General features: G+C 36.3%; 19 protein-coding genes and 3 pseudogenes. 7 read left to right on the top strand and 15 right to left on the bottom strand.

Annotation, left to right across the window (positions count from 1 at the left end; all coding sequences use genetic code 11):
* Positions 1 to 2: 2 nt before the first annotated feature.
* The 9 genes and pseudogenes from IPP61_17680 to IPP61_17640 form a co-directional block, all read right to left on the bottom strand.
* The gene (locus tag IPP61_17680) at positions 3 to 1,370 is read right to left on the bottom strand and encodes a restriction endonuclease subunit S (protein MBL0326965.1); all 1,368 of its coding nucleotides are present in this window, start codon (positions 1,368 to 1,370) and stop codon (positions 3 to 5) included.
* Complete coding sequence (locus IPP61_17675; protein ID MBL0326964.1) at positions 1,360 to 2,766, bottom strand: SAM-dependent DNA methyltransferase; 1,407 nt, start codon at positions 2,764 to 2,766, stop codon at positions 1,360 to 1,362. Before IPP61_17675 ends, IPP61_17680 begins: the two co-directional genes overlap by 11 nt.
* Positions 2,759 to 3,463, bottom strand: coding sequence for a uracil-DNA glycosylase family protein (locus tag IPP61_17670; GenBank protein MBL0326963.1), 705 nt, complete (start codon positions 3,461 to 3,463; stop codon positions 2,759 to 2,761). Before IPP61_17670 ends, IPP61_17675 begins: the two co-directional genes overlap by 8 nt.
* A pseudogene (locus IPP61_17665) lies at positions 3,460 to 6,173 on the bottom strand (DEAD/DEAH box helicase family protein). Before IPP61_17665 ends, IPP61_17670 begins: the two are co-directional and overlap by 4 nt.
* 1,001 nt (positions 6,174 to 7,174) lie before the next feature.
* Positions 7,175 to 7,459 carry a putative addiction module antidote protein gene (locus tag IPP61_17660; GenBank protein MBL0326962.1) on the bottom strand — a complete coding sequence of 95 codons (285 nt, stop codon included), beginning with the start codon at positions 7,457 to 7,459 and terminating at the stop codon, positions 7,175 to 7,177.
* Between the two features lie 4 nt (positions 7,460 to 7,463).
* A pseudogene (locus IPP61_17655) lies at positions 7,464 to 7,592 on the bottom strand (type II toxin-antitoxin system RelE/ParE family toxin).
* Between the two features lie 477 nt (positions 7,593 to 8,069).
* The gene (locus IPP61_17650; GenBank protein MBL0326961.1) at positions 8,070 to 9,047 is read right to left on the bottom strand and encodes a serine hydrolase; all 978 of its coding nucleotides are present in this window, start codon (positions 9,045 to 9,047) and stop codon (positions 8,070 to 8,072) included.
* Between the two features lie 348 nt (positions 9,048 to 9,395).
* A pseudogene (locus IPP61_17645) lies at positions 9,396 to 9,956 on the bottom strand (transposase).
* 194 nt (positions 9,957 to 10,150) lie between these two features.
* On the bottom strand, positions 10,151 to 10,639 hold the full coding sequence (locus tag IPP61_17640; GenBank protein MBL0326960.1) for an NUDIX domain-containing protein: 489 nt from the start codon (positions 10,637 to 10,639) through the stop codon (positions 10,151 to 10,153).
* A gap of 452 nt (positions 10,640 to 11,091) precedes the next feature.
* On the opposite strand from IPP61_17640, the gene IPP61_17635 reads away from it, so the two are divergent.
* Positions 11,092 to 12,411: a GntP family permease gene (locus IPP61_17635; protein ID MBL0326959.1), complete on the top strand. Its 1,320-nt coding sequence runs from the start codon at positions 11,092 to 11,094 to the stop codon at positions 12,409 to 12,411.
* A 375-nt stretch (positions 12,412 to 12,786) separates the two neighbouring features.
* On the opposite strand, the gene IPP61_17630 is transcribed toward IPP61_17635, so the two are convergent.
* Both IPP61_17630 and IPP61_17625 read right to left on the bottom strand, forming a co-directional pair.
* Positions 12,787 to 13,578 carry a TlpA family protein disulfide reductase gene (locus IPP61_17630; protein MBL0326958.1) on the bottom strand — a complete coding sequence of 264 codons (792 nt, stop codon included), beginning with the start codon at positions 13,576 to 13,578 and terminating at the stop codon, positions 12,787 to 12,789.
* Between the two features lie 503 nt (positions 13,579 to 14,081).
* Positions 14,082 to 15,584: a DUF1593 domain-containing protein gene (locus tag IPP61_17625; GenBank protein ID MBL0326957.1), complete on the bottom strand. Its 1,503-nt coding sequence runs from the start codon at positions 15,582 to 15,584 to the stop codon at positions 14,082 to 14,084.
* 559 nt (positions 15,585 to 16,143) lie between these two features.
* Here IPP61_17625 and IPP61_17620 point away from each other — a divergent pair.
* The 5 genes from IPP61_17620 (at position 16,144) to IPP61_17600 (ending at position 21,084) form a co-directional block, all read left to right on the top strand.
* Positions 16,144 to 17,058, top strand: a complete 915-nt coding sequence (locus IPP61_17620) for a PAS domain-containing sensor histidine kinase (protein ID MBL0326956.1) — start codon at positions 16,144 to 16,146, stop codon at positions 17,056 to 17,058.
* Complete coding sequence (locus IPP61_17615) at positions 17,051 to 17,728, top strand: response regulator transcription factor (GenBank protein MBL0326955.1); 678 nt, start codon at positions 17,051 to 17,053, stop codon at positions 17,726 to 17,728. Before IPP61_17620 ends, IPP61_17615 begins: the two co-directional genes overlap by 8 nt.
* 74 nt (positions 17,729 to 17,802) lie before the next feature.
* Positions 17,803 to 18,114 (top strand): hypothetical protein, encoded by a 312-nt coding sequence (locus tag IPP61_17610; protein MBL0326954.1) that lies wholly within the window; start codon positions 17,803 to 17,805, stop codon positions 18,112 to 18,114.
* Positions 18,111 to 20,075: a KUP/HAK/KT family potassium transporter gene (locus IPP61_17605; protein MBL0326953.1), complete on the top strand. Its 1,965-nt coding sequence runs from the start codon at positions 18,111 to 18,113 to the stop codon at positions 20,073 to 20,075. The genes IPP61_17610 and IPP61_17605 overlap by 4 nt, the downstream gene beginning before the upstream one ends.
* Positions 20,047 to 21,084, top strand: coding sequence for a porin (locus IPP61_17600; GenBank protein ID MBL0326952.1), 1,038 nt, complete (start codon positions 20,047 to 20,049; stop codon positions 21,082 to 21,084). The genes IPP61_17605 and IPP61_17600 overlap by 29 nt, the downstream gene beginning before the upstream one ends.
* A 208-nt stretch (positions 21,085 to 21,292) precedes the next feature.
* Here IPP61_17600 and IPP61_17595 read toward each other — a convergent pair whose 3' ends face one another.
* Positions 21,293 to 21,604 (bottom strand): hypothetical protein, encoded by a 312-nt coding sequence (locus IPP61_17595; GenBank protein MBL0326951.1) that lies wholly within the window; start codon positions 21,602 to 21,604, stop codon positions 21,293 to 21,295.
* On the bottom strand, positions 21,601 to 22,062 hold the full coding sequence (locus IPP61_17590) for a hypothetical protein (GenBank protein ID MBL0326950.1): 462 nt from the start codon (positions 22,060 to 22,062) through the stop codon (positions 21,601 to 21,603). Before IPP61_17590 ends, IPP61_17595 begins: the two co-directional genes overlap by 4 nt.
* Before the next feature lie 308 nt (positions 22,063 to 22,370).
* On the opposite strand from IPP61_17590, the gene IPP61_17585 reads away from it, so the two are divergent.
* Positions 22,371 to 22,499, top strand: a complete 129-nt coding sequence (locus IPP61_17585; GenBank protein MBL0326949.1) for a hypothetical protein — start codon at positions 22,371 to 22,373, stop codon at positions 22,497 to 22,499.
* Between the two features lie 300 nt (positions 22,500 to 22,799).
* Here IPP61_17585 and IPP61_17580 read toward each other — a convergent pair whose 3' ends face one another.
* Together IPP61_17580 and IPP61_17575 are read right to left on the bottom strand one after the other, a co-directional pair.
* Positions 22,800 to 23,165 carry a hypothetical protein gene (locus IPP61_17580; protein MBL0326948.1) on the bottom strand — a complete coding sequence of 122 codons (366 nt, stop codon included), beginning with the start codon at positions 23,163 to 23,165 and terminating at the stop codon, positions 22,800 to 22,802.
* Entirely contained in the window at positions 23,162 to 24,094 is a 933-nt protein-coding gene (locus IPP61_17575; GenBank protein ID MBL0326947.1) for a hypothetical protein, read from the bottom strand. Before IPP61_17575 ends, IPP61_17580 begins: the two co-directional genes overlap by 4 nt.
* Between the last annotated feature and the right edge of the window lie 319 nt (positions 24,095 to 24,413).

The raw sequence follows: 24,413 nt of genomic DNA, 5'->3' as shown, positions 1-24,413 counted from the left end.
AATTACACCATTGCCTTTTTATATTTTACTTCTTTTTCTGCTGCAATTTTCAAAGGTTTTTCCTCAATGGAGTATTCTTTGTTTTTTTTGCCTTTCTTATCTGCTGAAATTTTATCCTTCTCCTTTTTAATCCTCGCCAGCAGTACACTTGCAGGTTCATCATTTGGGTTTTGTGTTACCAACTCACCACGAAATGCTTTTGCTAAAATGCTTTGTGGCAATTTATCAAGCATAGTTTTAGCTTTAGTGTAACGTACTTCTATTTTATCAGCAAAAGCAAATAGATTTTCGACCTGTTTAACAATTTTGATTTGCTCTTCCAGCGATGGTAGAGGAAGTGGAATGTTTCGGACTATGTTTAAATTCAAATTACTCATTGTGCTGCCTTTTGCTTCACCTTCAAGGTAGGCTTTGGTATTGGAGTTACTTAAAACCCAATACAAATATTGAGAGTTTATTTTCTTGAGATTGGGACGAAAAAATAAACTACCAGTACCACAAAGCCAACCATTTTCCTTTTCCCCAATTAATGCACATCTTGCCATTTCTCCTCTTCTTCCCATAATTACATCCCCTGCTTTAAGATGGTAGTTTGGGAGTTCTTTGAATTTTTCTTTTGTGATTGTCAAGTCTAAGTCGGGCACTATTTCACCACCTTGAATGTGTGTTGGATTAATTAATGGAATTCCGTTTGATATATATTCATGTCTGTGTAATTGAGTGCCAAAAGGACCAATTTGAATTTCTTCGCAAACATTTCTTGTAATTTCTTCCGCACCATTATTATTTACCGCAGCAGCCAAAACCGATTGACGAAAACGCCTGAGAAGTTTTGGGATTTTATCTAAGCGTAGTTTATTACTTTCAACTTTTTGCATTATACCATCTAACTTTGATACAATGCGTTGTTGCTCAGCAAGAGGCGGAAGTGGAATTTCAATTTCGCTTGCACCATTATCAGTTAAAGCCTCCTGTGTTGAACCTGTTGCTAATTCATTTTTTTGGGAAAGAAATAAGTCAGACTTAATTAGAAAGTATAGAAGTTTATTATTGTAAGTATCAGAATAAGGACGAACTTGTAAAAAACCGGTTGAAAATAATTGACCATTCAATTTTTCATCAACTAAAATACCTTTATCCGTCCCTTTCATTCTTGCTTGTAGTACATCTCCAAGTTGTCCAACTCTATTTGCTCGCGAAGGTCGATTCATAAAAGTAAATTCACCTTCTGAAGTAAATTCATTTTCTTGAATACTTCCAGTTGAATAATATTTTTTGGTGCCGTCAAACTCTTTGACTCCTGTTGGTAAAAAGTTTAATTGCTCAACAAGTTTAACCAACTCCCAACTTTCAGGTAAATTATTCTCCATCACTTTCGAGTAAGTTTAAAATTTCTTTTAAATCATCAACAACAGCTTCCAATTCGGATATTGCTTCTGTTGCTAATTCATTTGGCTCTGGCAAATTATCCGAATCTTCAACGCTATCGTCTTTTAGCCAAGTAAGGTCTAATTTATAATTACGCTTTTTTACTTCTTCTAATGTAAAGCATCGGAAGCGACCTGATTCTCCCTGGTCTTTTCTTTTACTGCCTCCATTAGGGTCGGAGCCATAACATTTTTCAAACTCCTCAAAATGCTTTTCATTAAGCGGTCTGTCTTTCTTGGTAATGCCTTCTATGTTACTGCGATTATCGTAAATCCAAACCTTATCGGTTGGTAATCCTTTTTGTAAGAAAATTACATTTGCTTTTACTCCTTGTGCATACGGTGTAAATGTTCCTCTTGGTAAACGTAAAATAGTGTGCAGGTTGCAATCCTGCATTAATATTTCAAATACTTCTCCTGCTTTATCTTCGAACAAAACATTGTCTGGTAAAACTATAGCTGCCCTACCACCAGTTTTCAATGTGCTCATGATATGTTGAACAAAGTTCAACTGCTTGTTGCTGGTTTCTACCGTGAAATCATCTCTTTCGGGGACTTGGTTTGCTCCTTTTGTTCCAAATGGAGGATTGGCTAAGACGACATCAAATCGAGTGCTGTCGGGTGTATTGTAAATAGTATCACCTAATTTTATTTTAGGAGTTACGCCATGTAAATACATATTCATGAGTGCAAGCCGCCTTGGTCTTGCAACCAACTCTTGCCCGTAATATGTTTTTTCACTAATACGTTTCACATCTTCACGGGGGAATGCTCCTTTACATTCATGCATTAGCCACTCATAAGCAGAAACCAAAAAGCCACCAGTTCCGCAACTTGGGTCAGAGATAGTGAATGAACTTTTACCTCTGGGGTCAGGTTTCATTAACCTAACCATACTTTGTATTAATGGTCGTGGAGTAAAATATTGTCCAGCTCCTTTCTTTCCTTCGCTTGCTGCTTTTTCCAGTAAACCTTCGAAGGCAGCACCTTTCACGTCAACGTCCATTGAAGTCCATTCATCTTCTTCAATAAGGTTGAGTAACTTTTTCAAACTTACAGGATTGTTGAAACGGTTTTGTGCTTGAGTGAAAATTTCACCTAATAGTCCTTGTTCTTTTGCAAGTTCACGAAGTGTGTCTGTGTAGTGGTCCATTAAATCGCCACCACTTAATTCTTTCAGTGCTTGCCAATTATATTTTTCGGTTAAATGCACTTCTTTTTCGTCTGCCATTTTCAGAAACAACAAAAACGACAATTGTTCTATATAATCGTTATAGTCAATTCCTTCGTGGCGAAGGGTATGGCAAAAGCCCCATAGTTTGTTTACTACATCACTCATTTTTTATTCTATTTATCATCTCTTGTAGATGTTTGATGGTTAATGCCTTATTTAATGCCTCATTTTTATTTAGCATTTTAAACTGAATAGGCCAAATAATATTCTCTTTATCTTCAATAGTTAATGTGAGCGAAGCCCGATTGCTGTAATGATGTACTTTAACAAGTTCAATGCCATTGCTAATTTTGCTATCCCTTATAAGCCGTGCTAATATATCATAACTATGATTACCCAAACAAACAATAAGTTTTGGTTGTATTATTTCAATTTCTTTAAGTAGAAATTTCTTTATGCAGTTGTCTTTTCGTGGATTTAGTTTTTCCTTTTCTCTAGTTTTCTCAAGTCCACATTTTATTGTATCCGTAAAATAAGGCTGCCTTTTCTTTACATCATAATTCGTGATAAAATTGATTAAACTCTTAAGGTTCTTGTCTTTACTTCTTAGAAGATTATTAATACTACCACCCACAAAGCAACCATTCCCGTTTTTAGTACTTGGCGACTCTGCCACTATCATAATATCAGTATTGGTATCACCTAATATTCCGGTGTATGAAGCTTCTCTGCTTAAATCCACCTGGCAAGATTCGCAACAGTTGCATTTTAATTTAACTCTGACTGGAAATTCAGAAAAATCCTCAAAGTCTGCAAACTCATTTTGAAATAAAGCAATTAAAGCTTGATTTTTATCCGTCACGCTGCTATTGATAGATTAATTTCATTGATTATCTGATTATAACCTTCAGCAAACACTTTTTTGAATTTGTTCAGGCCGCCTCTGTCAGACAAAGCTGGAACAATGCTAAAATCATCTTCGTCCAAAGTCATGTTCTGTTTTAAATGTTCTTTGATGTATTCCATCCATTTTTGTTGTTCGTCATTCAATTTCTTACCAGTAGTTACTTTATTTATGGCTAGGTTTACCCTTTCCTCTGGGCTCAACAATGGTTCGGTTTCTTTGGCTGCATGTTTTACCATGCTAATAATATCAACTGTGTCTTTGTGGTAAACAATTTTATGTGCCTTTTGCAGAGTGGCTTCTTCATAATTGCTTTCTTTTAGTTTTTGCCTAAGTTCGTTTAACGCATTTGTGTTCCATTCTTTAGGTTTGTTTAATAAAATACTAATAGCGGCAATTTCATTTTCTTTTCGCTTTACAAATTCCGAAAATGCATGCAAATAATCAACTGGTTGTAAACCGTATCTGCCCTCTGCTTCAAAAAATATCATTGAGCTAACTTCGTCTTTTACTTCATAACCAACAAGAAAAACTTTTTTAGCTCTTTCGTAGTCCACCAATAGCTTTTGGAATTGTTCATTTCTAAGCAATTCCATCACACTTGTGAAGCTTTCAAATATTTCAGGAAACGACTTTGTCATCACTTATACTTATCAAAATATTTAGAAATCTGCTCGGCAAATTTACCCATATCACCATCTGGAATATAGGTTTTGAATTTGTCTCTTGCATTTCCACTCATATCTTTTTCAATTCGGTGAAGTCGCTTGCTCAAACGCTTTGCGTTTGCTTTTCGGTCTTCATTGTTATATATTTTTTCAATCAGTTCTTTTATGGTAATCGTTTCCGTTCCAGGAGGGTCAATTTTAAAGTTATAACTAGCATCTCTAAAATATTTTATCAACGTTCCGTTGAAACAATCAAATATTACAAAATGAGTTTTACCAATGTCATCACATTTTCTTGTTCCTCTTCCAAGCATCTGTTCCCAAAGGATACGGCTTTTAACAGGTCTTAGAAAAACGATATACTCCAAAGAAGGAATGTCAACTCCTGTGCTTAACATGTCAACCGTTACCACAATTTTAGGATTAGGTCGATTGCGAAACTCCTTTATTTTTTTCAAAGGTCTGTCCACCGTTGGGCTTCCAGTAATCTTTGCTACAAAGTCGTCCCCTTGATTAAAAACTTGTTTGCAAATATTCACCAAACGGTCAGCATGTGAAATCAATGGAATATCGTTTGAAGCAAATATTAAAGTCTTTGGAAATCGTCCTCTTTCTTTTTTAAACTCGTCTGCGTATTTTTTTAGTTCTTCAATTATTTTTTGGTTGGTGTCAGGGGCGGTTATTTTCTCTTCAATTTCAGATGAAGTAAATTCTCTTTCATCTTCTAATTGGTCAATTTGCTCTCTGCCTGTTTCGGTGTCAATCATTCCGACTTGTTCGCCCTCTTTTAAAAATGCTCCTTTCATCAAAACTTCTGAATTGATTGCAACAGCATCATAATCTACTAAAAAACCATCGTCAATGGCGGTTTGTAGTGGATAATTGAAAATTGGTTTATTAAAGTAAGCAATGGTATGTGAAGCAGGTGTAGCAGTCAATCCAACTTTAACCGCATCAAAATGATTGAGAACATTACGCCAAACGTTTGTTTCTTTTGAAGTATAACCTCTATGACACTCGTCTGCAATAATTAAGTCGAAAGCATGTGAAGGAATTGATAAAGTTTCAGCATCATCTTCGTTTTCTTCGTCTTCACCAAATGCACCCATTTTTCCATAAAGGTTTATTGCCATTCGCTGAATAGTGCAGACCTAAAGAAATGTTTTTGTTCCGTCTGGATTCGTAAGATAAGAGTTTGGCAAAACAGTTGGGTCGTATGCTTCGCCTTCAAAATCTTCCTTTCTGAATTTTTGAGAATATAATTCGTATTCGTCTTTGAACTTAATATTTCTTGGAGTGTCAAATGAAGCAAACGCTGTAACGGCTTGTGCTGCTAAAGATTTACGGTCAACCAAAAACAAAATGCGTTTAGCATAACCCGAAGCCAACATTCTGTAAACAAGATTTACTGTTGTAAAGGTCTTTCCTGTTCCTGTCGCCATCGCTAAAAGCATTAAGCGTTTACCTTCTTCCAAATTGTTTTCAAATGCTTGGATTGCATCTTTTTGATAAGGTCTTAGCCCAGGCGTATTTATTGATTTTTCTTTAAGCCATTGTAAAGCTGTTTTCCTTTTAGAGTTAAACAAAGTTTCCATTGCTTCAGGCGTATGAAAACTATAAATTTGTCTGCTTAAGTTTTTGTTATCTCTTACATCCAAATAGTAAATCAATTCGCCATTGGAAGAATATAAAAACGGAACGTGATAATGATCCCAATCACCAATTGTATTGTTTGCACCTTTTGAATAACGCTTTGCTTGCTCCAAAACATTTTGAGCACCCAGTTCAAGTTTTTTTGCTTCAACAACTGCCAATAGTTTGCCATTCACCACAAGAGCATAGTCGGCTGGACCTTTATGCGTCTGTAATTCTTCAATAGCATGATTTGTCAAAGTAGACAATTGCATTCCTTCAGAGTAAGGAATAATAATCCAGCCAGCAGCTTTTAGATGATGGTCAATTCTTTTTTTTCTTGTTATTTTCTCTGATTCGTAAGTCATATTTCAATTCCGAAAGTTACGTATTTAATAGGTGGGTTATTGAATAATGGCCCTTTTTGTTTTACTGATGCATTGGCTTTGGATGTCGGGGCAAAGCAATATGTGTCATATTTGAGGTGGCAAAAGAAATTCTTTTTTTTGTAAATTGAAGGTGTTTTATTATTTTTAAATGTAAAAATGTGTTTCGCCAAATCATTCCCATTTGCTCAAAAGTCGTTTCATTGGTATGTCGTTTTCTAATTGTCAAAATGTTCGGTAGTGTTACTAGGTTTATAATTTATTTCGTTTGTAAAATTGTTGCACTATTGTAGTTTATGCTTGTTTGTAACATTAGTGTTTGGTGATTTAAGCATATATTTATTTTGTACGAAAACATTCCGCTTCCGTAATTATTTAATTTTCTGAAAGATATCTATTTTTAAGCATCCGTTGTCGATTAATCCATTCCACCCTGCAGACCGTGTGGTCTAAATTCCATACGAATATAAAATATTGACTTTGAATGGCAAATAAATAAATGGGATTTTTCTTATTCGGTATCAAATGGGTGGTTTTTGTGTTCCAAAGCAGTGGTACTAATTTAAAATCAAGGAATTTGAATGTTTAAAGGGCTTTTTTGAATGTTCTAAGGGGGGCATAAATAGTTTTAGGGGGGTCGTAAAAAGTTTTAGGGGGGTCTAAAAAAGTTGTAGGGGGGAGTGAAAAAGTTTTAGGGGGTCTAAAAAGTTTTAGGGGGTCATAAAAAGTTTTAAGGGGGTCGTAAAAAGTTTTAGGGGGTCTAAAAAAGTTTTAAGGGGGTCATAAAAAGTTTTTGGAGGGGGTAAAAAAGTTTTAGGGGGGGCGTAGAAAGTTTTTGGAGGGTAATTTGAGATATTGAAAAGCTATTTGAATATGGAAATAGGGGAGTGTAATCTGGGAATCAGAGTCTGTAAACGAAACTGTGTCTGAGACAATAATTCAATGCACATATTTGAAAAATAAATAGAGTCTAAAGACTAAATCTATACCCCAACAGGTCTTATTTGAATCTGTCCGCCAATAGCCCGGAGCACTTTCATGATTGTTTCAAATTGTGGTTTTGATCCTTCATTCAGAGCTTTATACAAACTAGGTCTGCTCATACCGGTTTCCTGTGCAATTTTTGTCATTCCGATAGATTTGGCAATATTCCCAATGGCTGCAATTATATCAGCATCATTTCCTGCTGACAATACTTCATTTAGGTATTCTGCAATCATTTCGTTGCTGTCTAGGTAATCCGCAATATCAAATTTTGAAGTTTCCATCTGATTAATTTGTAATTCTTTTTAAGATAATTTTTACCTTTTCAATGTCTTGTTGTTGCGTTGATTTGTCGCCACCCATTAATAAAATGATGATTTTTCCATCCATTTCTCTAAAATAAACTCGGTATCCTTTTACCAAAAGATTTTAGTTTTTCAAGATAAAGGGCACTAAATTCCAATCTTTTGTTGCTTGTTGTTAGTAACTTAGCTACCTCTTCATTTTTTTGCTCGCCCAAAAAAACGAAGCAAAAAAAGGGCGGTCGGTGCAATGTGTCACGAAAAATTTCTAAATTTTTTCTAAAAAATAAAAATCAAATTGATGTTCGAAATTTTTCTAAACACTGCACAGACATTCAAGGTATTTTCATTTGATTTATGAATTTTAAATCGAAGTTTATTTTTACCATTTTAGTAAGAAATATATAATTTCTCTCATAAATCCTTTAATTTCCTCAACCATTTATCAAATTCGGTGGTTTTTTCGATGTAATACATATAATTGTGTATTCAATTGGATACAAATATATGAATTCAAATTTATTCCGGAAAGTATTGATTGTTTTTGTTTTGAAATATTTTACAAAGGAAGAATAACAGAATTCTTATACTTTTACTTCACCACCGCATTGATTTTTTCCCAGAGGGCCTTGTCAAAGCCGGAGATGGCAAAGGAAGGATTGAGAGGCTCAGAGGCATCGCCCATACGCACCACAATCATATTCTTGCTGGGTATCACAAATAATCGCTGGTCTTCGGCACCCATGGCCGCAAACATGTCGGCGGGGGCATTGGGCACCAGCATGCCCGGGAACACCGTCTGGCTGCCCGGCACCATATATTTTGCTTTGCCATTGAGCCACCACAGATACCCGTAAGAGGGGTTGATGTTTTGGGAAGTGTTGGTGGCATTATTGAAATATGTCTCATTGATGATCTGTTCGTCTTTCCATTTGCCACGGTTGAGGGCCAATATGCCAAAGCGTGCCATGCTCCGGGTGGTGCTATGAAAAAGCCTGAAAATGAGGCCGTCTCTCCAGGTGCCATCCATCCCGATTTTGTCTCTCAGCCTGGCCTGGAAAAAGGCTTCAAAGTCTTTCTTGCTGCCGGCGGCTACCACGTCCATGAGCTTTTGGAATACGTTGGCATAGGCCCAGCGGGTGCCGGCATCGGCGACATAGGTAAGGTTTTCCTTTATGACCCTGTTATTGCTCTCGTCGAGCCCCGAAGACATAGTGAGCAGATGTCTGACCGTGATGAGGTTTTCTTTGTCTTTGGGAGCACTGGTCCAGCCGGAGCCCAGATAATCAGATACTTTGTTGTTGATGTTGAGGAGGCCTTCCTGCTCTGCAATGCCCGTGGTGGTCGAAACCAGCGTTTTGCCGGCACTGTTCCAGGTCCAGGTGTCGGTGGCAGTGTGGCCATCGAAATATTCTTCCATCACGATACGGCCATTGACGAGGATCATGAAGGATTTGGAGTGTTTTTCTTTCAGGAAATTCTTCAGGTCTGCCACCGCGGCTTCATTCCATCCCAGCGACTTCATGGAAGTCAGCTCCCAGTTGTTGCCGGTATTTGGGGGGAAATACATTTCATTGCCGTTAGAAGGAGGATCTACGTCCTGTTTTTTACAACCTAAAACTGTGGATAACAGAAGAAATGTTATTGTTATTAGTTTCATGAAATTCTTTGGTTTTTAATATAGACTGCCGTCAGCGATGAAAGTTTAAATGCTTACTATTTTTTTTATACAACTCTTCGACATTTTCTCAATGTCGAAGCTAGATATAGAGGATTTCCAATCCTCAAAACGGAAATTAACTCTTCGACATTTTCTCAATGTCGAAGCTAGATAAAGAGGATTTCCAATCCTCAAAACGGAAATTAACTCTTCGACATTTTCTCAATGTCGAAGCTAGATAAAGAGGATTTCCAATCCTCAAAACGGAAATGTTACTTCAATCTTACCTTTTCTAATTCCATAATAATCCGCACAACTACTATTGAGATATTCCTCTTCTTTTTCTACAATACCTGCCCTTACAGGGTTCATATGTATGTATTTCAATTTTGTTTGGAAGAAATCATCCTTTTCTATTTCCTCTCCATGATAGCCTTCCTCCCAAAACCAAATTTTATCTTCTTTCTTAAGAAGCCACAGCAACCATTTCTTTCTGCTTTCTTTAGGATTGTTCTCAATGGCCTTGATTATTTGTGATGCTGTGAACTGGAACGCCAGCCCGGTTTTAAAGTCCCGTAATATATCACTTAAATGATTTTCATGACTCTGAACAATTAAATGAATATGGTTTGACGGGGCGGCCTACCGCATAATTACCCAGGCATAAATAATCAAACCTTTCTCTTTTTGACAATAATTTAGGCTATTGATTATAATATCTGCATAATCTTGACGGGTAAATACATCAACCCATTGATGAACTGTGGAAGTAATGAAATAGACAGCGTGTTGGTCTTTAATTCTATATTCGTAAGCCATGTTTTTGAATTTTAAGCAATTATAATAAAAAAATGGATTTACAAGTAGAAAAAATGGATTTAGGATTATAAATCCTATTTTATCTAGCTTCGACATGCCCTAAAGGAACATGTCGAAGAGCCGTTTCGCTCGCAAAGTTCGCACTCTTGTGCTCCTTTGACTATCGGAACATGTAGAAGAGTCGGAGAGTTTTTTTACAAAATTATTTTCCCTTCAATTTCTTCTGTCATTGACAAAATTTTAAGATTTTCATCATATTCTGCACTAAACGCAAATGGTTTATTTTCAAGAATATACTTGTAGATATACCAATCTGTTTTGGGTGTTGGTACTTTTAATAATTCCTCAAAACCAATCCACTTCAAGGTTCCTTCATTGCAAAAAGGAGGATCAATAAAATCAATATCTGCAATGTAAACATATCCTGTCCAGTTATACTCTGTTGGTGAAGTCTCGGTTAAAATTCCGCAATACTTCATTGTATCAATTTTAATCCCAGTCTCCTCAAAAGTTTCACGGATGGCCGACTTCAAAGGGCTTTCAAAAGGCTCCAATTTTCCACCAACCGGCGTAAAACTATTTTTGTTTGGCTCTTTGAGTCTTTTAAGTAATAGAAATTTATCTTTATGCCTTAAAATACAAAGAGTCGCTGTTCTTTTAAGTCCTACAGGTATCTTGTTCATTCAGTATCTTTTTATAGAGTCAGGTATATTTCTCTTAAATGAAGTTTTTTTTTAAATATCTAATCTAAATCAATCAATCAGCTTTTTGCAACAGATTATTTGAAAAGTACTTTTATGTTCGCTAAAATACAAAATTAGAAATGATATAACTTAGATTCTAGAAATTTTCAATGTCTAAGCCCGATCCGGAAGATTTCCATTTTTAAAAAGGGAAATGTTAATTAACTCTTCGACCTTTTCTCAAAGTCGAAGCTGGATATGGATGATTTCCAATCATATACTGAGCTTTCGCTCGCAAAGCTCACACGCTCGTGCTCTCTGGACTTTTGGAAAATCCCCAATATAGAAAAAAACATTTTACAGATTTGAAATCTAAACCGCGTTTTGATAAACTTTCGACATATTTTCATAGATTTAAGCGTTTTTAATTCAACCCTAAATATAAACTCTGAATGACGATCCTCTTATTGGTGGTTTCGGTGGTATTAATAATTGCCGGAACTTCAAAACTCAAAATACATCCTTTCATTGTGCTTTTTACTGTAGCACTTTTTTATGCCATAGCCACCGGTGTAGGTGTAAAGGGCATAGAAACAGGCATAAAGGAGGGATTTGGGAATACGATAGGCAATATTGGCCTTGTGATAATTTTTGGGGTGATCATCGGCACTTTCCTTGAAAAAACCGGTGCTGCTCTCAAAATGGCCGAACAAATAATGAAAATCATCGGCATGAGCAGGGTGCCCTGGATCATGGCCTCCATGGGCTATATAATTTCGATTCCCGTTTTTGCAGACTCAGGCTTTGTGATATTAAACGCTCTCAATAAATCCTTAACCCGAAAAGCGGGCCTTTCTATCATCACCACGGCCGTGTCGCTATCTATGGGCTTAATGGCAACCCACACGATGGTGCCACCTACGCCGGGGCCAATTGGAGCCGCCGGCATACTCAATGCCCAGCTGGGACTGGTTATATTGTTGGGATTAATCGTAAGCTTTCTGGCATTGTTTCCTACGGTGCTTTTTATCATTTATGTCGGTAAAAGAAATTTTTTAAGGCCAGAAACTGAGGAACACCTGCAAACCCAGCAACCTACGCCCCCAACCCTGTTCAAATCGGTATTGCCCATCCTAATTCCGCTCGGATTTATCATATTAAAATCACTGCAGGACTACCGCCCCTTCATCAAACATGAGGGCTTGGTATCGGCCATTTCATTTTTGGGTACGCCGGTTATTGCCTTGTTTATGGGTTTTTTATTTTCTTTACTCTTGCCTGCCAAACTGGAGAAAAGTATGTTTGGCAACAAAGGATGGATAAGCGAAAGCATAATTAATTCTGCCGAAATTATAGCCATCACCGGGGCTGGTGCGATTTTTGGAAAAATGATACAACTCAGCGGGATTGGAGACATGATAAGTGGCTCCATGGGTGACCTCAACCTTGGCTTAATGCTGCCATTTCTGATTGCAGTGTTGTTAAAAACCGCCCAGGGCTCCTCTACCATTGCCATCATCACTTCGGCATCTATTGTTGCTCCGATATTGCCTCAACTCGGCTTAGATTCAGAGATATACAAAGCTCTGACAGTAGTTGCCATAGGAGCAGGCTCGGCAGTGGCCAGCCATGTAAACGATAGTTTTTTCTGGGTGGTCACGCAGCTGTCAGGTATGAGTGTAAGTCAGGGATATAAATCGCAAACTGCCGCATCGGCGGTATTGGGCTTCTCGGCTCTTCTGGTTTGTTATCTATTGAAGGCTTTTCTTTAAATATTTAACCGGGTATATATAGCTCTTCAACATTTTCTCAATGTCGAAGCTAGATAAAGAGGATTTTCAATCCTCAAAAAGGAATTGTAAATTCAATCTTAACTTTTCTAATTCTAAATTAAGCAGGTTTTTGGTGGTCTTTGATTCCGTATTCATAAGCCATATCTTTGAATTATAAGCAATTATAAGAAATAATTGGATTTACAATTTGCATTTCCTGAAAAACCTAGTCTTAATGACTATGCCATTAAATCCTTATTTTGGTAGTGATATTTTTAACCATTTTTTTGAATTTCAATCATCCAATATCTCTTTGTTAAAGAAACATTTGAAGGAGGCTGTGGATTACGTTTAAGATTGGAATTAATCAAAATGCTAGAATTTTGTATTTTTGGTTGTCGAATAGCTTGCCGAATTTTGTTTTGAAGCTTTGGTTGTTGGAAGTAGTAATTTCTCAATTATAGAACCAAAATACTTTGTCTCTAAATCTAAATCTTCGTTTTTACCAAGACCACCTTCAATGTTTCGAATAAATCCGTCTTTATCTATAAAAATATTTTCGGGATATGGTTTGGTTCCTATATATTCTATAAATTGGTTTGCATTTGTTATGTGTTTGAAGTTGAACTCTTTATTTTTTAAAAAACGCAATACCTTTTTGTCATCGTCAAAAGTAATTGCTATAAAATTCACCTTATCTGCATAATTTTCCTGCAACTTATTTAACGCTGGTATCTCTGCCACACAGCCACCACACTCAACGAACCAAAGATTTATAAGAGTTGGTTTTGTTTGTTTTCCTCCTATTTGAATTCTTTCTCCATTGGTCGTTAAAAAAGTTTTCGGAGATATTTTCATACCTATTTTTTCAAATGAATCTGCCCTAACTATGTATTCATTTCCAATTCTTACGTCATATTTAAATGGTTGAATTATTGAATCATTGGAAATTTCCAATGATTTAAAATGTATCTTAATATCTGGAATTGTTTTAGTTGAATCATTGTATTTAGCTGAAAGAGATTTTATTAGTTCCAGGTATTGCGTCTTATTTAAAATCTCTTGAGTGTATAGATTTTTATAAAAATCAGGTTTTGGTCTTCTATTTTGTCCGCAACTTGATAATAAGATTATACCTATCAGCAGATATTGAATTGTTATTTTCATTTTTTAAAAATTTGTAAATTTAGACTCATTTTGCATTTAATCAGCTCTTCGACATTTTCCCAATGTTTAAGCTAGAATTTTAAACAATTATAAGAAAAAAAATGAATTTACTCATTGAAAAATCCGGATTTAGGATTATGAATCCTGTTTCATCAATCTTCGCCTGAGCTTTCGCTCGCAAATTTCGCACTATTGTGCTCCTTTGACTGCGGAACATGTAGAAGAGTTGAAATTTTAAATAGGTTTAAAAAAACACTTATGAAAATTCCTTGAATCAATCTTCAGTGTTTAGAAAATTTCTGGTTGAAATATTAACATTCAAGTTTAATGATTCCAAATTTTCGTGACGCTTTGAAGATTGTTCCCTTTCTTTGCCTACTTTCTTTGGGTAAGCAAAGAAAGTAGGGCCTCGCCGGCTTGGCAACGAAAGAAATTCAAAAAAACTGAAATTGTAATTACATCAACCTCAGTATATAGGCTTGAAAATTCTTAATTCTTAAAATCTATTTTACAGAAATCACAATTCTCTGATATCTCGTTAATGCCGGCTTCCCGGTGTCGGTACCTTCTGCGATAAGATGAAAAACATCTCCTGATTTGGCATCAGAGGGGATAACAATGTTTACACCCGTACTTTGTGGAAGTACCTCCAATTTCTTATCTGTATTTCCGACTTCCTGATATTGCCAATATTTCATCGTAACAAAATTTCTGTCAGGATCACTGGTGGTCACCTGAATATTTAATTTCTGTCCGGGTTTGGCGGAAAGATAGTTTGCTTTCACAGAGATTTTTGGTGCATGATTGGCACCTTTATAGTCTTTGATACACCAGTCGGCACGGGCAGCAAAATCATTCTGGATGGCCGGAATCCAGCGGGTTTGGGCGTAGGCATCATCCATTTTCTGGGTAAAAGGATTAAAGTCCGCAGCAGGGGCACCGTCTTCCCAGCGGCTGGGCGTGGTTTTGGATTGGATGAGCCTTCCACCCCAACCGCCATAATTTGGGTTTTCGAGATTATTGAGTCCCACATCCACCAAATGCAGGAATGCCGGAGAATCACCTTCGGATATGAAGTCGTATTGCCCGAAACTTCCCCATTGATTCTTTTTGGCCTGTTCCATATTGCTGTAGATGTCTTCCAACTCTCCCAGTGGCGGATTCCCGTCACCGTAACTGTAATACATTTTCAGTAGAGGTCCGTGGTTATTGATGATATCCCCCATAAATTTCCCTTCCAGATAAGGTTGAAGTTGCTCAGGAACAGCTCGTTTCCAGAAATAAGCAAAACTCCAGAATTGGTTGGCATTGTAATATACTTTGATGTCTTTCCAGTTGGGTTCAATGTATTTTTTATAAGTGGCGTCCTGGTCGAGAATGGCGTAAAGTATGGCCTTTTTACAAACTTTCTTATAAATGCTATTCCATTTCGGCGTGTTTTTATATTCGTCTTCGATACTCCTCAATGCCCGTGCGATGGTATTGGTGCCGCCCCATACTTGCAGATAGAGTGGCGAAGTGTCGTCATCCAGCAATTTGACTTTGATAAAATCTGAGCCGGGTGTGTCTTTTTCCATTTCACCTTCAAAGTCTATGTTCCCGATTCTGATCCTGTCTTTCAGGTATTTATGCGTAGGGTAATCTTTGGAATGTTGGATGAGATTGGAATAAACTTTTCCGTAGGCACCTATCAAATCATATATCCACTGCTCGCCCGGCCAGCGGAGCTCGGTGCGTTCACCATAGAGCTTTTTGGTCATCTCCATTTCAGAAGTAAACTTAGTGCCTTTGCCATCACCTTTATAATGCCACTGTGAGCTGCTGACAATCAGTCCTTCTACTTTGTACTCATTGGAATACAGCAACATCCTGATAAACGAATCCACGTCATCCAGCTCGCCATCGGTGGTGACGATGGTGCGGGGTTTTTGGGATTGAGCCCATATCTGGCTATTTCCTGAAAAAATCAAACATAGGAAGAATATCCGAAAAAAAACTTTCACAATATTTAAGGTTTAATCTTGGGTGAAGATAAATTAAAAATAAATACTGTCAAACGGTTAAATATAATAATGTGTAACCTTATAACAGCCTGCACTGTTTGAACACAATCAAAATTCTCAACAAGAGAAAAGTATAATTCATAAATAAATGTTTATGAGAATTTTGAGTGTGTGAGTTTTCAGGGTGCAGTTTTTTTTCTTCGTTTTTTTTCGAAAAAAAATGAAGGCCCAGGCGGCAGCCGACACAAAGAATTAAATATTAATTTTTTCTATTTGTGAATAATTATCCTATTTAAGGAGATTTAATAACTATATTTTTTTTAAAAATATTTAGCCGTCTGACAATAAAAAAAACCTAAAAATAATATTTTTTAAAATTCGGAATTCTACCTTTACTTTTTAAAAATGTAAAAGAATCAAACCTTCCATAAAATATCGTAATATCTTTTTAGGTATCTCTTCAGTAGCGATAATCTCAATTCTCTTATTCATATTTCGGGAAAATATACCTTATCAAATTACCGCCCTGATATTACTGGCGAATGTGGCCATTTTGGGGATATTGCTTGATTTTCAAGCTGTATTGATATCTTCGGTTTTGAGTGCTTTGATTTTAAACTACTTTTTTATCAAACCTTATTACACTTTTCACATCCACAGCACCGAAGACATCCTTATGTTCAGTATTTATTTTGTGATTGTGGTAATTTATGCCACACTTTCCAACAGGATTTTGCGGCAACAGGAAATCCTGAAAGAAAAGCAGGAAGGAGATAAGTTGTTAAATATCTATCAGACAGTACTTAATTCACTGAGTCATGAATTCAGAACTCCTTTAGCCGCCATTATTACTGCTACTGATACCTTAAAGGAAAATTCACCCTATCTCACAGATAAAATGAAACTGGAGATTCTGAACGAGGTAGAAATCGCAAGTAACCGCCTGAAGGAGCAAACCGATAATCTGCTGAATATGGGAAGGCTGGATTCGGGAATGTACAAAGTGAAAACCGAATGGTGTGATATTAATGATTTGATAAATAATGTCTTACATAGATTTGAGTTAGGCAACCGAATTCTGGAAGTAAAGTCAAAAGGTGCCCTGCCTTTCTATAAAATCGATATTGCCATCTGGGAGCAAATCCTATCTAATATTTGTTCTAATGTCGAAAAATATACACCATCTGATGCAAATATCCTTTTTAAAATATTTCCGGCGGATGGCGTTTTAGAATTACAATATTCTGACGATGGCCTGGGAATTCCGGAGGAATATCATATCAAAATCTTTGAAAAGTTTTTTAGGGTAAATTCGGCAGGAAAAAGCGGAACAGGTCTCGGGATGTCCATCATTAAAGGTTTTGTAGAATTACAGAACGGAAAAATAGAGATTGAGGAAAATAAACCAGCGGGATTATTTTTAAAGATCATAGTACCGGCAGAAACCACTTATATCAATCAACTCAATTATGAATAAGCGACAAATATTGGTAATCGATGACGAACCTCAAATTAGGAAATTGCTGGAGATAGCCCTTGAAAGTCATGATTACAAAGTAATTACTGCTGAAGATGGCAAAAAGGGGAAACAATTGGCTGCCAGTTTTTTCCCGGATCTGATTTTGCTGGATTTAAATTTACCTGATACATACGGACTCGATTTACTTGAAGAATTAACCGAATGGTACAATGGCCCGGTAATTATACTTTCAGTAATAGATCAGGAATCAGAAGTGGTCAGGGCTCTCGATAGCGGTGCAACGGATTATCTCACCAAGCCATTTCGTACAGCAGAGCTTATGGCCAGAATAAGATTGGCCTTAAAAAGATCTGAATCCAAAGAAAATATAACAGTGCTGCAATTTGGTGACCTGGAATTAGACCTGGTTGCCCGTATCGTCAAAAAGAATGGCGATATACTTAAACTCACCGCAACCGAATACAGTCTTTTGGTACTTTTTGCAAAAAATGAAGGCCGGGTACTAACCCACCAATATATCCTAAAAAACTTCAAAGGGGTAGGTTTTCAAACCGAAACACAATATCTGAGAGTCTTTGTGGGTACGCTCAGAAAAAAAATCGAGGACAATCCCAATAAACCCATTCATATCCTGACCGAAAATGGGGTAGGGTACCGCTTCCAGTAAATCTTTATATTTTCTTTATGTATTCGGGTTTATTCTATATGCCTTCCATATAGGCTGTAAGCTTATTTTGTGGCATGAATGAATCAGAAAAACTCAAATTGAATCTTTCAGGGTTAAAGAACAATTTACAAGAGCTTTCTACCATGATGCAATCCAAAGGAAACGCTCTTCTGCTTGATTTACTATCCAATCATTCCGAATACCAACATATTCTTGAAATGACTGAAAAAGAATCAGTCAGTGCCGAGGAAAAGGAATTTCTAAAATCAGAAACTGCGAAAATCTATGAGCGAATTTCGATGCCCTATCTGGAATATCATATCGATGAATTAAAATCTCAACTCAATCTTATTCATTATTACTTATTTGAAATCACAAAAAAATGACAAACGAGAACCTTAAGAAGGTGAGCTTTGCCTCACTTTTAGTAACATTTGGAATCATTTACGGCGACATCGGTACCAGCCCATTGTATGTTTTAAAAGCAATCATTGGCACCAAACCCATCACTCAGGAGTTAGTCTATGGCGGGATAAGTTGTATTTTCTGGACTTTAACTATCCAAACTACTTTTAAGTATATTTTGCTGACTTTACAAGCTGATAACCATGGCGAAGGCGGGATATTTTCCCTATATGCTCTGGTAAAACGTTATGGCAAAAAATTAGTAATTCCTACAATTTTGGGTGCCACCACTTTATTGGCTGACGGCATCATTACTCCTCCGATTTCGGTTGCTTCAGCGGTGGAAGGAATCCAGAATATCAAAGGATTGGAAACTATCCAAACTGTTCCAATTGTCATTGTCATATTATCATTTCTATTTTTCTTTCAAAGATTTGGTACAGAAAGTGTTGGGAAAGCTTTCGGACCTATCATGTTAATATGGTTTTCAATGTTATTTATTTTGGGTGCCAGAATGATTTTGGAACATCCCGAAGTAATGAAAGCCATCAATCCTTATTATGGTTATAAATTACTTACCCATTATCCCAAAGGATTTTGGTTATTGGGTGCGGTATTCTTAGCAACTACCGGAGCTGAAGCATTGTATTCTGACCTGGGACACTGTGGCCGGGAAAATATCAGAATCACATGGATATATGTAAAAATCGCACTGTTAACCAACTATTTCGGTCAGTCGGCCTGGTTATTGACTCAGGGCAATCCGATGCTGGAAGGCAGGAATCCATTCTATGAAATCATGCCGGGATGGTTTTTGATTCCGGGTATTATCATAGCGACAATGGCCACCATTATAGCCTCTCAGGCCTTGATAAGTGGTAGTTATACCTTAATTAACGAAGCCATGAACCTCAATTTCTGGCCGAGAGTAAAAGTAAGGCAACCCACTGATCATAAAGGACAAATCTACATCCCAAGTGTAAACAATCTACTTTGGTTTGGGTGTATCCTTATGATTCTGTATTTCAGGTCATCAGAGCATATGGAAGCCGCCTATGGATTTTCAATAACGGTAGCCATGCTTATGACCACACTTTTGCTTAGCTATTTTCTATTGTTTAAGTTAAAGTGGAACAAATACCTTGTTTTCGCCATTTTAACCGTATTTTTTGTGGTGGAAGTTTCATTTTTCATCGCCAATGTAGCCAAAATCAAAGAGCGATGGATGTTTTTATTCTTTGAATTAGGCATATTTCTGGTGATGTATATCTGGTACGAGGCCCGGAAACTCAACAATTCATTTACAAGATTTGTGGATTTGGGCAAATACGCTCAGAAGATTGCATCTCTCAGTAATGAAGAAAAAATTCCGATGTATGCTACGCATTTGATTTATCTGACCAAGGCCGATCGTCGGCATGAAATTGAGGAGAAAATAATCAGGTCAATTTTTTCGAAAAAACCTAAAAAAGCGGAAGTGTATTGGTTCTTGCATATTAACCGAACTTCCGACCCTTACACCCTTAATTATGATGTGATTGAGCTTCTGGATAATAAAATCATAAAAGTAACCATCAATATCGGTTTCAGGATTCAGCCCCGCACTGAGCTTTATTTCAAAAAGATTGTAAAGGAACTCATTCAGGAAAAACAATTAACTTTGCCGGTGAAAGCCACAGAAATAAGTGTTTTCAATGATGAAGAAGATCTGAAATTTATTGTTTTGGAGAAATATCTTTCGGTAGAAAATGATCTTACGGTTAGAGAAAGTCTTCTTTTGAACAGCTATTTTTATTTGAAAAAAGCCGGCTTGAGCGATGTACGAGCCTTTGGTTTGGATAAAAGTGACGTGGAAATTGAAAATATTCCTTTGGTATATCATGCAATAGAAAATGTACAACTCGCCAGAATACATGAACATAAAAACACTGTTAACACTTAGTATAGTTTTGCTTATTATTCCTGCTGCTTATGGTCAGACCGACAGCAGCAGGAGTTTTCATCTAAGTGCTTACGCTGAGGCCTATTTCTCAGTGGATTCCAAAAAAATTGGTTTTGACCGACTGCCCTATTATTATTACAGCCACACTACGCTCAGCAAACCCGATATCAACCTGGCCTATGTAAAAGCCACCTATGCCGTGGAACGATGGAGAACTAACCTGGCGGTGGCGGCCGGCAGCTATGCCAAAGAAAATATTGGCCGGTATGTAGATTTGTTTGAGGCCAACGCAGGTCTAAAATTGAGTTCAAAACACAATCTGTGGCTCGATGCCGGGGTGTTTCCTTCTCATATAGGCTTTGAGAGTGCAGTCTCAGCCGACTGCCCGACATTGAGCCGAAGTATTATGGCCGAAAACTCGCCCTATTATGAAAGTGGAGCCAAACTAACCTGGAACGATGAGCGTTGGCTGGTTTCGCTGCTATATCTCAATGGCTGGCAAAACTTTAAGGAATGGCAGACACCGGCTGTAGGTTTACAATTGAACTATAAAATCAATTCTGCTACGGTAATCAATTACAGCAATTTCATCGGCCTGGGAGAATTTAATGTTATAAAAAGGAATTATCACGATCTTTATATGACTTACAGCCCGGCCCGGGGCCTCAACCTCACCGCTGGGTTGGATATCGGCATTGACCAATCAAGACATATCAATGGTGGTATATGGTGGACACCCGTGCTTATTGCACGCCTGCCGGTAGGCAATAAAAATAGCTTTGCCTTAAGAGGCGAATATATCCATGACCCTAATAATGAAGTCTTAAGATATATATACATAATCGGGATTCCGCCAGCCAGTTTATCTTCCTTCTCATTTAACTACGACCGGAAACTTTTCGGTAAAATATGGTTCAGAACCGAAATTAAAAAACTTTCAGGCAAAGACACGCACAATGATTCCAATCGTTGGATTTTCCTGAGCTCCCTGGCTGTGAAGTTGGATTGATTTTAGATTGACTTATTGAAAGCTCAGTTTCATAGGATCAGGAGAAAAACTGTTGAAGCTAAAGTTGCCCGGGTCAGTCCAATCCTATACGGCCTGATTGCATTCATTATAAAAGTTACATTTCACATTATTGAATTCCGAAGGAAGTGTTAGCTGAAATTGCCTGGGTTATGGTCTCCAATTGATGTTTATCGTAGCATATTGTTAGTCAAAAATATATTTTGAATAATAGAATAATTGCGGTCAGGATACTGAAAATGAAGATAAGTCCAAGTTGGAATCCTGCTAATTTTGGAGAGGGATTTTTATAAACTCTATATGTCCAGACAGTAATAACTAAATAATAAACTGTTGCAAAAATCAGTAGAAGTCCGAAGATGCCATCTGCCATTTCACCACCATGCTCAGATAAATTTTTTTTGAACTTATACCATGTCGCAAAAATATATAGCAAAATGAATGATTGAACTGTCAAAAGGGCAATTGAAACATTTCTGTGGTTCAATAAAGTTGTTTTCATTTCTCCTTAGGTATATATTTAGAGTAATCGGGTCGCACAGTATCCTGCCAAATGAATTCGTAACCAGTTTCCAAAACTTGCATGTCAAAAGGTCGCTTTAGGAAAAATATATTGTCAGGATTTGCTGCCAATAAAGTTCCAGAGACAATAAAAAATCCACTTACAAACCATAGACCTATTGTTACCCATCTGTATGTCTTAACAATGGTCATAAAACGGTCTATACAGAATATTAAAATGAACCAAAATAAAAAGTAAAGCAAGATGTCTATTACAAATTCCGTCACAAATATTTGTAGAGATAACGAAGTATGCCAGCCTTGACAACTATATGCTAACGGAAACCCGACAAACATTGTGTCTGGAGCGTCAATGGGTATAGCATACCACCATTTTGTAAATGTCCCGAATGAAATCACTGTCAAAGGCAAAACTATTTTTAATACCCAATTTTTCATTTTTACGATTTCATCAATTTAGTTCCCAATTTAGTCCCCACAGTGTCTCCGTCAGGGACACTGTGGCTGCCTCTGTGCAGGAGCATTTTTGAGGAGTATTCTTTATAGCCATATTGCTGGATCAATTTTTGATTTTAACAAAATTACAAAATTTAAGATAAATAGAATTGACGGAATTAGAAAAATCGACTTCATTTTTTTTGTAATAGCAGTATCGTCCTCTTTGTGTTCAGAGTCCCTGGCGGAGACTCTGAAGGGACGAATGAATATCAAAAAGAGGAAATAAACATTTAAGAAAAGCTCTACATATGTCAGCTCTCTGCTCTATAAAATGTAATGATAATTCGAAGGCAATATTTGTCAGATTAGTAACAAGAAATGGGATAAAAATGCAAGCAGTAGTAGCGGTACAAAGAAGATTATTGGAATTGATGTAAATCCTTTACAAAACACAAAAACCGTATGACAAAAATTTTAATAACAGCCAAACAAAAGTAATAATAATTGTAGAGGAATTGAAGGAAGGAATTGGAACTGACTTAAAAAAAATAGTGGTGGAAATAATAAATATGACCACCACTAAACAAGCTGACATAAAGTCGCTTTAAATACAAAAATAACAAATAATACTAGGAAATTAACACAGAATCTTAGTTGTTGGGCGATGTTTGTATTTTCTGTATTATGGTAAAGCCCCACCAAGACATCAAATTAGTGAGGCTTTTTGACCTTAATAGTTAAAGTACTTGAAATCCATTTTTAGTAACATTATAATAAATTGGGCTTTTGTCTTGAAATTGATAATTAGTGTAATACCCCGTGTTCGTTACAATTGAGTCTCCATCTTCAAAATATGCTTTGAAAATGAAACCTCCTTCTGGACTACCAATATCTCGTTTGATATTGAAATTAATACTTAATTTTCCGTTTGTAAGAATTTCTTTTTTTTCCCATTTTATTTTATTGTTAATCTCTAAAATAGTTAGTTTAATTTTAGATTGCGTTTTATTTTCAAAGTTAAGATTAACATCGTATTTTTCCTTTGCAAAATCGTCTTTACATGACAAAAAGCCAATAGCTATTGCAATTATTAGATATTTCATAATGTTTTCACAAGAGTAGTGTTATTTTGTGCATTAATTTCAGAAACAGTAGTTTTTGTTACAGTGTTTAAATTATTTACATAATTATAAATATCCTGATCGCTCGTAAGTACCTGAGTGCTATAATTTAAAAAACCAGCATGATATCTTTCTGCAATAGTTCCTAAATATTGAATGCCAACATCATTGTTATGAAGGTCCATAGCTTTATCTAAATCATCAGAAGTATTACATTCATGAGCATCCGTTAATCCTTTCACAACTTCTTTTACTCTATCAACGGTAGAATACCTATATGCACCATACTTACCTAAATAAACATTCCAAACAGCATGTCGATTTGCATCTGATTTATCTTTGTAACCATAACCCGCATATTCAAATGATTTATTCGCAGCAGTTTCTAATCCGTCTCTATCTAATCTTAAATGACCAGCATAAAACCATTTTTCACAAGAATTTGGCTCAAAAGCGACTCTTAAATTTTTATTAGATAATTTTGAATATTCCACAGCTATTTCATAACCCATTAATGATTCTACAAATGTCAATACCATTTCTTGTTCTTTTTGTATTTCATTAATTGATAATTTAGGGAAGTATTTTTTGTAATCCTTTGGGTCGAAATTAAGAATATCAGGATAACGCTTTCTTACTTTTTCAATAATATCATCAAAGCTGTTACTTTGTGTACCTCTTAAGTTTTTTGAGTTGGGTTGATTAGAAATGTTTTCTAAATCATTTGCATTAAAACTTCCAACCTCAACAGGGAAACTTTCTGGAATAGCAGCTGTAAATCCTTTATAGGTAATCTCTTTAAAGGTTTCGACTTTTGAAATTTCAAGTTCCGAATTTAAATTCGATTCGATTTGTTCTTTTGAACAAGAGATTGCAAAGAAAGCAATCGAAATAAAAAATAATTTTTTCATTTTTTTTAAAATTTAAAGTTAGTGCTTCTCCTTATAGGGCGTTCTGCTAATTTCCCTTTGTCAGTTTGTGTGGTGGACTGACTTACCATTTAACGAAAGGTCGAAAATCATAAATGCTTGACGTCAAATTATGTTCATTCAAGTTTCGCCTAACAATTGTATTTACACAACTCTTCTTCACAATTGCGTCTATATCCATTTTCTCCGAAATACTTAAAACTTATTAAATTGTTAAATATCAATAACATATCCGTATATAAGAGTTTGTTGTCGGTTAATCATTTTACTTTGGCAGACCGTGTGGTCTTTTCAAATACTA

It is taken from the genome of Cytophagaceae bacterium, assembly GCA_016722655.1.
Lineage (GTDB): Bacteria > Bacteroidota > Bacteroidia > Cytophagales > Spirosomataceae > Leadbetterella.
Note: the sequence above shows the minus strand (reverse complement) of the source record. Positions and strands in the feature narration are given on the sequence as shown.

What these genes read in the sequence shown, in the direction of transcription:
- IPP61_17575 (MBL0326947.1), bottom strand. Translation starts at nt 24,094, where the DNA reads ATGAAAAAATTATTTTTTATTTCGATTGCTTTCTTTGCAATCTCTTGT.
- IPP61_17660 (MBL0326962.1), bottom strand. Translation starts at nt 7,459, where the DNA reads ATGGAAACTTCAAAATTTGATATTGCGGATTACCTAGACAGCAACGAA.
- IPP61_17615 (MBL0326955.1), top strand. Translation starts at nt 17,051, where the DNA reads ATGAATAAGCGACAAATATTGGTAATCGATGACGAACCTCAAATTAGG.
- IPP61_17590 (MBL0326950.1), bottom strand. Translation starts at nt 22,062, where the DNA reads ATGAAAAATTGGGTATTAAAAATAGTTTTGCCTTTGACAGTGATTTCA.
- IPP61_17630 (MBL0326958.1), bottom strand. Translation starts at nt 13,578, where the DNA reads ATGAAAATAACAATTCAATATCTGCTGATAGGTATAATCTTATTATCA.
- IPP61_17595 (MBL0326951.1), bottom strand. Translation starts at nt 21,604, where the DNA reads ATGAAAACAACTTTATTGAACCACAGAAATGTTTCAATTGCCCTTTTG.
- IPP61_17585 (MBL0326949.1), top strand. Translation starts at nt 22,371, where the DNA reads ATGTCAGCTCTCTGCTCTATAAAATGTAATGATAATTCGAAGGCAATA.
- IPP61_17680 (MBL0326965.1), bottom strand. Translation starts at nt 1,370, where the DNA reads ATGGAGAATAATTTACCTGAAAGTTGGGAGTTGGTTAAACTTGTTGAG.
- IPP61_17640 (MBL0326960.1), bottom strand. Translation starts at nt 10,639, where the DNA reads ATGAACAAGATACCTGTAGGACTTAAAAGAACAGCGACTCTTTGTATT.
- IPP61_17650 (MBL0326961.1), bottom strand. Translation starts at nt 9,047, where the DNA reads ATGTATTTCCCCCCAAATACCGGCAACAACTGGGAGCTGACTTCCATG.
- IPP61_17580 (MBL0326948.1), bottom strand. Translation starts at nt 23,165, where the DNA reads ATGAAATATCTAATAATTGCAATAGCTATTGGCTTTTTGTCATGTAAA.
- IPP61_17600 (MBL0326952.1), top strand. Translation starts at nt 20,047, where the DNA reads ATGAACATAAAAACACTGTTAACACTTAGTATAGTTTTGCTTATTATT.
- IPP61_17675 (MBL0326964.1), bottom strand. Translation starts at nt 2,766, where the DNA reads ATGAGTGATGTAGTAAACAAACTATGGGGCTTTTGCCATACCCTTCGC.
- IPP61_17635 (MBL0326959.1), top strand. Translation starts at nt 11,092, where the DNA reads ATGACGATCCTCTTATTGGTGGTTTCGGTGGTATTAATAATTGCCGGA.
- IPP61_17610 (MBL0326954.1), top strand. Translation starts at nt 17,803, where the DNA reads ATGAATGAATCAGAAAAACTCAAATTGAATCTTTCAGGGTTAAAGAAC.
- IPP61_17605 (MBL0326953.1), top strand. Translation starts at nt 18,111, where the DNA reads ATGACAAACGAGAACCTTAAGAAGGTGAGCTTTGCCTCACTTTTAGTA.